The sequence below is a fragment of the Cyanobium sp. FACHB-13342 genome (assembly GCF_014697415.1).
Classification (GTDB): Bacteria; Cyanobacteriota; Cyanobacteriia; order PCC-6307; family Cyanobiaceae; genus Cyanobium_A.
The window spans coordinates 19296-27411 of the sequence record NZ_JACJRT010000005.1; the positions used below are offsets into that span (position 1 = coordinate 19296).

An 8116-nucleotide genomic window follows, 5' to 3' on the forward strand; every position below is an offset into this window, starting at 1 on the left:
CAAACAAAAAGCCCGCGGCGTGCCGCGGGCCCATGAACGAAGGGGAAGAACCCTTACTTGGCCGTGGCGGCGAAGTCGGGGTAGGCCTCCATGCCGTGTTCGCCGATGTCGAGACCTTCGACCTCTTCCTGTTCGGTGACGCGGATGCCACCGAAGAGGGCACCGATGATCGACCAGACGATCCAGGAGGAGACGATCGCGAACACTGCGAACGCCACCACACCCACGATCTGAATGCCCAGCTGGCTGAAGCCGTGGCCGGTCAGCAGACCCTTGTCGGTGTTGAACAGACCCACCGCCAGGGTGGCCCAGATGCCGCAGGTGCCGTGCACCGAGAAGGCACCCACCGGATCGTCGATCTTGAGGCCATCAATAAAGGCCACGGAGAACACCACGATCACACCGGCGATGAAGCCCACCACCCAGGCCGCGGGCATCGAGAAGCCGTCACAACCGGCGGTCACGCCCACCAGGCCGGCGAGGATGCCGTTGATGGTCATGGTGAGGTCGGGTTTGCCACCGGTGAACTGGCTCACCAGGGTGGCCGCAATGCCGCCGCCTGCGGCGCCGAGGGTGGTGGTCACCGCGATGTAGGGCACCTCGGGGGCCATCGACAGCCAGGAGCCGGGGTTGAAGCCGTACCAGCCGAGCCAGAGGATCAGACAACCCAGGGTGGCAATGGCCAGGTTGTGGCCGGGAATGGCCTGGGGCTTACCGCCCACAAACTTGCCGATCCGGGGTCCAAGCAGCATGGCTCCGATCAATCCAGCCCACGCACCGAAGGAGTGCACCACGGTGGAGCCGGCGAAGTCGATGAAGCCCATTTTGTTGAGCCAGCCCTCACCCACGTTCCACTGCCAGGAGCCGGAGATGGGGTAGAGCACGCCCACCAGCACCAGCGAGAAGATCACGAACTCGCCGAACTTGATTCGCTCAGCCACCAGGCCCGACACGATTGTGGCGGCGGTGCCGGCAAAGGCGGCCTGGAAGAGGAAATCAACGCTGGGCACCAGTTTTCCATCGGTCACCATCTCGGGGGTGACGGTGGGATCAAAGAACAGGCCGCCGAACTTGAACCAGCCCGGGATCACCCAGCTGGCGTTGTACATGATCTTGTAGCCAATGAACCAGTAGGCCGTCACCGCCAGGGCGAAGACAATCAGGTTCTTGGCGAGGATGTTGACGGCGTTCTTCTGGCGGCACATTCCGGCTTCCACCATGGCGAAGCCGGCGTTCATGAAGATCACCAGAGCGGCGCAGATCAACAGGAACATGTTGTTGGCCAGGAAGGCCGGGGTGAGCTCGGGGAGCTCGGCGGCGTGGGCCGCCAGGTTGAAGACACCCAGGCCGAAAAGGGCCAGGGGGACGCAGGCCAGCCAGACAAGCGAGCGGCTGTTGCCGAAGCCGCGGATGCTGCGCAGCAGCATCATGGGGGCTTCGCTCAGACTCGCCTCCTGGAGGCGCTTGCGCCTGGTCGAGGGGGAAGCAATGGTCATGGGCAGTTCAGAAGGACGGCTGCTCAAATTGGGGATTGGAGTAATCCCTTCGCTGGGCAGGATGGGCGCTCGCCGGGGCAGCAGATGTTCGATTTGCTACCAAACAGCCGCCTGGCTGCCCGATCCATCGGATTGCTCAAGGGGCGCTGGGCCGACACCGCCGCCCCGCGGCGCGAAGGAATGCAACAAATCCTCCGGAATGTTCACTGCGAACAGTTGCTTCCGGCTAGAAATGCTGCAGGACAAACCGTTGGATCATGGATGGCATCCGGCCCTGCCCGGTTTTCCTTCCATCCCTGATCGGAAGTAGCCAATCGGAAGTAGCCATCCTTCAGGCGAAGCAACGCTCCTCTTCACGCACCGATCCTGTGATCTGAGGTCCTTGCCATGGGCACCACCAAACTTCTGTATCGCGGCGTTGCCTACGACGCCAGCCAGCACGAGCACCCCTCCGCCGAGCCGGTGGAGCATGTGTATCGCGGTCAGCACTACGCCGCTGCCCTCAAGCACGAGCCGGCCCCCGTCGATCCCGGCCTTGAGCTCCATTACCGCGGCCACGTGTATCACCACCGCAGTGCCGAAGCCGCTCGCCAGGTGGCCGATCAGTAACGCTTGCTACCCCATGCCCCGGTTGATGCCGCTACAGCGGTGCCAACCGGGGCTTTTGTTCTGAACGACGCCACTTTCGGGTTTGATCCCAGCGCCGCCGCCATCGAACCCGCGTGCGCGGACTTAGCCCTGATCGAGCTTCATCAGGGCGTTCGCCTGCTGCCCACCAGTCTGGTTGGCCTGCTGTGGCTGCAGACCCACTTCGAGAGTCCCCATTGGCCTGCCCTGGCCGCCGGTGAGGTGCGGCTGGATGCCTCCTCAAGTGAGCAGCTCGCTGGCGATGCCAGGCAGGCAGGCTTGCGGGTGGCCCGCATTGGCCTTGGCCTGCCCTCTCCCACGGCTGCGGTTGCTACAGAACGGCAGCCCGGCCCTGGCTAAAGAAGGTCAGATCTTCTTTGGTATCGCGTGAAACAGATTCAAGCTGTCATCCGCCCTGAAAAGCTTGAGGCGGTCAAGGATGCCCTCGTGAGCCTGGGCATCAACGGCATGACCGTCACCTCCGTGCAGGGCTTTGGCAAACAGATGGGGCACACCGAGGTGTACCGGGGCGTGAAAGTTGAGGCGCGCCTGCTGCCCAAGGTGATGGTCACCGCGGTGGTGACTGACGCGGCCATGGCTGGGGTGATCGAGGCGATCAAAGCCTCCGCCCAGACCGGCGACATCGGCGACGGCAAGATCATCGTCACCCCGGTGGAGGCTTCGATCCGCATTCGCACCGGCGAAACCGGTGACGCCACCCTCGACTGATTCAGCGCTTGCCGGGCTGACTCGCCGTCACATCAAAAAAGTCCCGGCCCCCCGAGGGGGCCGGGACTCTGGGTGATGCCGGAATGGCCAAGCTGGATCAGCCGACTGCAGCAGCAGCGCGGTCGAAGTAGGTGCCGACTTCGGACATCAGGGCGGAGCAATCGCCGGGGGTGATGCCGTTGCGATCGTTGGCGATCGAGATGGCAGCGTCCTTCATCTTGCGAACGCCTTCAGCCACGGAAGCACCGGGGACGCCGAGGGCGAGGTAGGTCTCACGCAGGCCATTCAGGCAGCGGTCTTCCAGCACGGAAGCGTCGCCGGTGAAGATGGCGTAGGTGACGTAGCGAAGGATGATGTCCATGTCGCGCAGGCAAGCAGCCATGCGGCGATGGGTGTAAGCGTTGCCGCCGGGGGCGATCAGGGCGGGCTGCTGATCGAAGAGATCGCGAGCCGCGTTGGTGACGATGGCGGAAGCGTTGGAGGTGATGCGGTTCACCGTGTCCATGCGCTTGTTGCTGTCGGCGACCATGGCCGCGAGGGCATCGATCTGGCCGGCGCTGAGGAATTCGCCCCGGGCATCGGCCTGGGCCACAACCTTGGTGAAGGCATCAAACATGGGAAGCGCTGTTACGAAACGTCGCAGCCCAAACCCTAGGGACGGCTCTGCCCGGGCCGCGAGCCACTAGAACCAAGGCTGCTGCAGGGATGGGCATGGAGACGGGGATCAAGGCCGACCGCACTGAACCCCTCTCTTGGCTCGAGCTGGAGGGCCTGGTGTCCCCCCGGCCCGACCCCATCGATGGCCCCACCAGTGCCCAGGCCCGCCTGCGCCTGTTCGGCCAGCCGGAGGAGGCCGTGCGGGTCACCCTGTTCCGCGACCACCACGCCTGGTGCCCCTACTGCCAGAAGGTGTGGCTGTGGCTGGAGGAGAAGCGGGTTCCCTATCGGATCCGCAAGGTCACGATGTTCTGCTACGGCGAGAAGGAGGCCTGGTTCCGGCGGCTGGTGCCGTCCGGCATGCTCCCCGCCCTGGAGCTCGATGGTCGCCTGATCACCGAGAGCGACCGCATCCTCGAAGCCCTCGAGGGGGCCTTTGGACCCTTGGGGCCAGGCATGGCCGACCCCGCCGTGCTGCCCCTGCGCCAGCTGGAGCGGATGCTGTTCCGGGCCTGGTGCCAGTGGCTGTGCAGCCCTGGCCTGGGCCCCCAGCAGGAGCTGGCGGCCCAGGCGTCCTTTCAGCGCATCGCCCGTGCGTTTGAGCAGGCTCTCGACCAGGGCCCGGGCCCGTTCCTGCTCGGGGACTTGGGCACCGCCGATCTGGTGTTCGTGCCCTATGTGGAGCGCATGGCCGCCAGCCTGGCCTACTACAAAGGGTTCCTGCTGCGCCGGGAGCATCCGGCGATCAACCGCTGGTTTGCCGCGCTGGAGCAGCGCTCCACCTACCTCGACACCCAGAGCGATTTCCATACCCACGCCCACGACCTCCCGCCCCAGATGGGGGGCTGCTACGCCAGTGGCACGGCACTCCAGCAGGACCTGGCGGCCCGCATCGATCACGGCCCGTGGCCGATCGACGCCCCCGATCCGGAAACCAGCCAGAGCGAACCCCCTGACGCCCGGGCGGTGGCCCTGGCCAGGGTGCTCAGGCACCGGTCGGTGATCCTGGCCCGCAATCCAGCCGGCCCCGCGGCCTTCGACCTCCCCCTGCGCATCGCCCTGACCGCCCTGGTTGAGCCGCAGCCCGCTCTGCCCCTGGTGCCGCCGCCGGGCAGTGCCCCCGCCCTGCGCTATCTGCGGGACCGCATCAGCGTGCCCCGCGACATGCCGCTCCATGCCGGCCGCTGCCTGCGCCAGGCCCTGGAGGCCACCGCCTGCCGTGATCCCCTCGATGGGGCAGCCCAGGGGCCGCCGATTCCCGTGGCCCATCGCCGCGATCAGGATCCCCAGCCATTTCTGCAGGCAGCCCCTACCGTTCTGCCAGCCGCCTAGATCCCCGGTGCCCCTGCTCCGTCTTCCCCGCCGGCGCCGGCCGCAGCGCCGTGGATGGGTTCTGGCCTGGGCGCTGGCCGCCTGGCTGTCGCCGGGGCTGATCCCCAGCGCCCGTGCCCTGGAGCTGCAGGGTGCCACCTATTTCGCCAAGGCGCCCTGGAAGGTGGATCTGGTGAGCTTCTACACCACCATCTGGCAAACCCGGGCCGAGTACTACTTCACCCTCAGCCTTGATCCAGAGGCCGGGGCAGCCCTGGGCGGTCTGACGATCCAGCAGACCCGGGGGGTCGATACCCGCTTCCCCTTCTTCGTCGAGCGCACCTCGGCCTTCCTGGGACGCCCCCGCCGGGAAGGGGCCAAGGTGCCGGTGGAGGCGCGGTTCGACAGTGCGGCCCGCCTGTTCACCCTCACCTTCCCCGAGCCGGTTCCCCCGGGGGCCACGGTCACCGTGGTGCTCAAGCCCTGGAACAACCCTGCCTTCTCGGACACCTACATGTTCCAGGTGACCGCCTTTCCCGCCGGGCCCAACCCCTCGCCAGCACCGCTTGGGTTTGGCACCCTGCGGATCTACGACCTCGACTGGCCCTGAGCGAGTCCCTGTTGCGTGTGCTGAGCCCCAATCCGCTCCCATCCCTGCTGCTGACCCTTCTGGGGCTGGCCCTGCTCCCGTTGCCGGTGGGGGCCGAGGCCCAGGGGACCACGCTTGGCCCCCAGGATCCGCCCCAGTCGATCCCCCGGCAGGTGACGGTGGCAGCGGTGCTTCCCCCTGAAACGGTGACTTCGGTCGCGGCAGGCCTGGTGGAGTCGTCAGCCGCCCCGCGGCTGGCCTATCCCCTGGCGCGGCCGGCCGCGAGCATGGATCCCTGGGGGTGGCGCTATTCCGAGCGGCGCGGGGCCTGGAGGATGCACACCGGTGTGGACCTGGCGGCCGACCAGGGCACGCCGGTACTGGCCGCCCTGGCGGGTCGGGTGGTGCTGCTGGAGCCGATCAGCGGTTACGGCACCACCGTGGTGCTCGACCACGGCAACGGCTGGCAGACCCTCTATGCCCATCTCCACGCCAGCGCGGTGGGCCCGGGCCAGTGGCTGGAGCAGGGGGAGCCCCTGGGCACGGTGGGCATGACCGGCCAGGCCAGTGGCCCCCATCTGCACTTCGAGCTCCGGCACCAGGGCCCCGATCTGCTCGCCCTGGATCCCACGCCCCATCTGCCTCCCCTGCTGCCGCTTCCCTCCCTGCCCCCGGTGCTGGCCACCGTGGCACCTTGAGGAGCTAGCCAGGCAGCAGGGAGGAGTGGTGGTGCTGAATCCGCCATGTCCCCTGCTCCAGGCCGTAGACGAACGTGTAGCGCGCGTCGACGGTGGCCTCAGGGTTGTGCAACGCAAAGCGATAGGTGCCGGCATCGACGGCCTCGTTGCAGCCCAACTGAATCTGACGGTGGGTGATGGTGCCGCTGGGATGGCGGCTCAGAAAACTGGTGAAGTAGTTGGTGATGCCCTCGCGCGTGTCCCGCAGCTCCGGCGAGAGGGTGGGCAGCAGCAGGGCCTGATCGCCGTAGAGCTGGGCGACCTCGGCGGGATCACCACTGGCCAGGGCCTGGTTCCACTGGTCAAACCAACCGCTCACCTCCTGCTCGGTGAGGGGTGCGCAGCTGGTTTGCTCAGCCCCGGCCGGAGACGCCCACAGCAGGAGGGCAAGCCCCAGAGCCAGCAGGGCCCTCAACAGCCAGGAAAGCGCAGGGTTCGCCAGTCGCCACTGGCGGTGCTGACTTCCACGCCGATCTCCACGGGCTCCTGGGAGCCACCGCAGTGCTCCTGCCACCAACCCATGGCCTCGCTCCAGGCCGCGTCGAGGGATTCGTAGAGATCGTCGAGCACCGGATGGGGGGCTCCCTGGCGGTCGACCAGGCGGTAGTACCGCACATGGCTGGAGGCCAGGGATCGTCCCGTCTGGGATCTCAAGGTTGGCATGTCTGGCTTTTCTGCTCCTGTAGCGATCATGGCGCTTGTGCCAGATGCAAACTGTCACCTTCACAACATCTTCCGGTGTCAGGGGCGTCATCTGGCCTGGGTCCTCAGCGCATGAACAGCATCTCCTGGTAGCTCGGCAGGGGCCAGTCGGCATCGTCAACCAGCAGCTCCAGTCCATCCACGGCTTCGCGGATGCGCAGCATCATCGGCAGCAGGGTTTGGGCGCAATGGGTCATGTGGGCTTCGATGCCGTGGGGTGGGTTCTGCAGGGCTTGCTCCAGTCCCGTGCACTGCCCCACCAGCTGCTGGTTCAGGGCCACCAGCTGGTCGACCAGGCTGCGGTCGGCACCGATCCCCAGGGCCTCCTGGCTCTTCAGTGACCGCGCCAGGTTGTCGAGGTAGGCCATCACCACCGGATACACCTGGGTGCGGGCGAGGCGCAGCACCAGCTTGGCCTCCACCTCGATGGCGAGCACGTACTGCTCGGCATACACCTCAAACCGACTTTCCAGCTCCAGGGGGCTGAGCACCCCCTGGCGCTCAAACAGGTCGCGGATCAGCGGGCGCCGCAGCACGGGCAGGGCATCGGCGGAGGTGGGCAGGTTTTCCAGGCCCCGCTCCTCCACGGCCATCCGATGCCAGGCACTGGAGTAGCCGTCGCCGCCGAAGATCACGGCGCCATGGTCGTCCATGGTGCGCTTCAGCACGGCGAAGGCCGCCTGTTCCAGGGACGACCCGGTGTTGAGCTGGTCTTCGACCTGGTCGGCCACCCACTGGATCGAGTCCGCCAGGATCGTGTTGAGCGCCACCAGGGGGCCGGCCACGGATTGGCCGGAGCCAACGGCGCGGAACTCAAAGCGGTTGCCGGTGAAGGCAAAGGGGGAGGTGCGGTTGCGGTCGCCCGGATCCTTGGTGAGGTCGGGCAGGGTGTCGACCCCCAGCGACATCGAGCCGCCGCTGGCGGAGCCGGTGAGCTGGCCCGCCCGGATTTGGTTGAACACGTCCTCAAGCTGGCTGCCGAGGTACACCGAGATGATCGCCGGTGGGGCTTCGTTGGCGCCGAGGCGGTGGTCGTTGCTGGCGGTGGCGATCACCGCCCGCATCAGCGGTCCGTAGCAGTGGACGCCGCGGATGACGGCGGCGCAGAAGAGCAGGAACTGGAGGTTGTCGTGGGGGGTCTGGCCGGGGTCGAGCAGGTTGCCCTGGGTGGCGTTGCCGATGGACCAGTTGACGTGCTTGCCGGAGCCGTTGATGCCGGCGAAGGGCTTTTCGTGGAGCAGGCAGGTGAAGCCGTGCTTTTTGGCGGT

General features: G+C 66.8%; 10 protein-coding genes and 1 pseudogene. 6 read left to right on the forward strand and 5 right to left on the reverse strand.

From position 1 onward, the window contains the following. Positions 1-53: 53 nt before the first annotated feature. Positions 54-1496, reverse strand: a complete 1443-nt coding sequence (locus H6G16_RS03115; protein ID WP_190388870.1) for an ammonium transporter — start codon at positions 1494-1496, stop codon at positions 54-56. A 387-nt stretch (positions 1497-1883) separates the two neighbouring features. On the opposite strand from H6G16_RS03115, the gene H6G16_RS03120 reads away from it, so the two are divergent. Genes H6G16_RS03120 through H6G16_RS03130 form a run of 3 tightly spaced genes read left to right on the forward strand, consistent with a single transcriptional unit; the run spans position 1884 to position 2852 of the window. Beyond that, positions 1884-2105 carry a DUF4278 domain-containing protein gene (locus H6G16_RS03120; RefSeq protein ID WP_190388871.1) on the forward strand — a complete coding sequence of 74 codons (222 nt, stop codon included), beginning with the start codon at positions 1884-1886 and terminating at the stop codon, positions 2103-2105. A gap of 39 nt (positions 2106-2144) precedes the next feature. Beyond that, a complete protein-coding gene (locus H6G16_RS03125) occupies positions 2145-2483 on the forward strand; it encodes a hypothetical protein (protein WP_347238768.1) in 339 nt (112 codons plus the stop codon). A gap of 27 nt (positions 2484-2510) precedes the next feature. After that, on the forward strand, positions 2511-2852 hold the full coding sequence (locus H6G16_RS03130) for a P-II family nitrogen regulator (protein ID WP_190388872.1): 342 nt from the start codon (positions 2511-2513) through the stop codon (positions 2850-2852). A gap of 97 nt (positions 2853-2949) precedes the next feature. On the opposite strand, the gene H6G16_RS03135 is transcribed toward H6G16_RS03130, so the two are convergent. After that, on the reverse strand, positions 2950-3468 hold the full coding sequence (locus H6G16_RS03135; RefSeq protein ID WP_190388873.1) for a phycocyanin subunit beta: 519 nt from the start codon (positions 3466-3468) through the stop codon (positions 2950-2952). Between the two features lie 95 nt (positions 3469-3563). Here H6G16_RS03135 and H6G16_RS03140 point away from each other — a divergent pair, with 95 nt between their 5' ends. From H6G16_RS03140 to H6G16_RS12940, 3 genes are read left to right on the forward strand one after another with little or no spacing between them, the layout of a single operon-like run. Continuing rightward, positions 3564-4841, forward strand: coding sequence for a glutathione S-transferase family protein (locus H6G16_RS03140; RefSeq protein ID WP_190388874.1), 1278 nt, complete (start codon positions 3564-3566; stop codon positions 4839-4841). Positions 4842-4848: 7 nt separating this feature from the next. After that, a complete protein-coding gene (locus tag H6G16_RS03145; RefSeq protein ID WP_347238769.1) occupies positions 4849-5430 on the forward strand; it encodes a DUF2808 domain-containing protein in 582 nt (193 codons plus the stop codon). A 17-nt stretch (positions 5431-5447) separates the two neighbouring features. After that, positions 5448-6107, forward strand: coding sequence for a M23 family metallopeptidase (locus H6G16_RS12940; RefSeq protein ID WP_347238771.1), 660 nt, complete (start codon positions 5448-5450; stop codon positions 6105-6107). A 4-nt stretch (positions 6108-6111) separates the two neighbouring features. Here H6G16_RS12940 and H6G16_RS12885 read toward each other — a convergent pair whose 3' ends face one another. The 3 genes and pseudogenes from H6G16_RS12885 to H6G16_RS03160 form a co-directional block, all read right to left on the reverse strand. After that, positions 6112-6561 carry an SgcJ/EcaC family oxidoreductase gene (locus H6G16_RS12885; RefSeq protein ID WP_242036134.1) on the reverse strand — a complete coding sequence of 150 codons (450 nt, stop codon included), beginning with the start codon at positions 6559-6561 and terminating at the stop codon, positions 6112-6114. Beyond that, a complete protein-coding gene (locus H6G16_RS12890; RefSeq protein WP_199289131.1) occupies positions 6558-6809 on the reverse strand; it encodes a hypothetical protein in 252 nt (83 codons plus the stop codon). Before H6G16_RS12890 ends, H6G16_RS12885 begins: the two co-directional genes overlap by 4 nt. A 104-nt stretch (positions 6810-6913) precedes the next feature. Continuing rightward, positions 6914-8116: pseudogene (locus tag H6G16_RS03160) on the reverse strand (glutamine synthetase type III); the annotation flags it as partial.

What these genes read in the sequence shown, in the direction of transcription:
- H6G16_RS03120 (WP_190388871.1), top strand. Translation starts at nt 1,884, where the DNA reads ATGGGCACCACCAAACTTCTGTATCGCGGCGTTGCCTACGACGCCAGC.
- H6G16_RS03135 (WP_190388873.1), bottom strand. Translation starts at nt 3,468, where the DNA reads ATGTTTGATGCCTTCACCAAGGTTGTGGCCCAGGCCGATGCCCGGGGC.
- H6G16_RS03115 (WP_190388870.1), bottom strand. Translation starts at nt 1,496, where the DNA reads ATGACCATTGCTTCCCCCTCGACCAGGCGCAAGCGCCTCCAGGAGGCG.
- H6G16_RS03140 (WP_190388874.1), top strand. Translation starts at nt 3,564, where the DNA reads ATGGAGACGGGGATCAAGGCCGACCGCACTGAACCCCTCTCTTGGCTC.
- H6G16_RS12890 (WP_199289131.1), bottom strand. Translation starts at nt 6,809, where the DNA reads ATGCCAACCTTGAGATCCCAGACGGGACGATCCCTGGCCTCCAGCCAT.